The sequence below is a fragment of the Brevibacillus fortis genome (genome assembly GCF_003013395.1).
Taxonomy (GTDB): Bacteria; Bacillota; Bacilli; order Brevibacillales; family Brevibacillaceae; genus Brevibacillus; species Brevibacillus fortis.
In genome coordinates this window covers 1-711 of sequence record NZ_PXZM01000087.1, presented here as the reverse complement: position 1 = coordinate 711, position 711 = coordinate 1, and the positions used below count along the sequence as shown (strand labels likewise).

Annotated in this window: 2 protein-coding genes; both read left to right on the top strand. The window is 40.9% G+C overall.

The window, feature by feature from the left end; translation table 11 throughout:
• The first annotated feature begins 104 nt into the window (after window positions 1–104).
• On the top strand, window positions 105–293 hold the full coding sequence (locus C7R93_RS29905) for a hypothetical protein (RefSeq protein WP_106840185.1): 189 nt from the start codon (window positions 105–107) through the stop codon (window positions 291–293).
• Window positions 294–330: 37 nt separating this feature from the next.
• On the top strand, window positions 331–711 hold a 381-nt coding region (locus C7R93_RS29900; protein WP_208637866.1), incomplete at its 3' end, for a hypothetical protein.

Genomic DNA, 711 nt, shown 5'->3' with positions numbered 1-711 from the left:
CTTAGATTTCAAAATGTTTTACAAAATTATACAAAATGGGATTAACCAAGGGAATATGAACAATTTATCACAACACACGATTTGTTAATTGGGAGGGAGAGCGTTTGATCAGGGATTACTCGATTGTTGGAGCTGATGGAATTTTGGACGGGTTGTTTCAAACAAATAGTGTCACGGAGTACCTAGCAGCTACATTGCAGCTAAAGCTGAACGGTTATAAAGGGACCGTACAAGAAGTGACGGCAGAAGAATACACTCAGTTGCTGGATTCAACAAAAGCCAATTTTCATTAAACACAACAATCGATTTGTAAAGGAGGAAGGCGGGACGATGAGGGAAGTAAAGGATTATGAGTCGGATTGGGAAGAGTTTTGGAAGGAGATCTGCATTAACCCAGATGGCTCCATTAACCTCGATCAGATCAAGAGAGAGTTGTCGGATTACCGAATGGTGATGAAAACAGCATCTGAAGTGTATTGCCACATCACGGGGAATGCGATTAGCAAGGTTAATACACGAGTGAGTGCGATCATAAGTGAAGCCGATGCTCATTACGAAAGCATCCATGAAAAAGCGTTTTTAGAGAATCATGTCAGTTTGTACCGACTTAGCGAGGAAATGTTTGGTTTTGAAATATCGGAGCGTTCACATGATTTAATCGCAGAAACTATCCCTTACACACTGATTCACGAAGGCGTTCCTCTTAAAAAG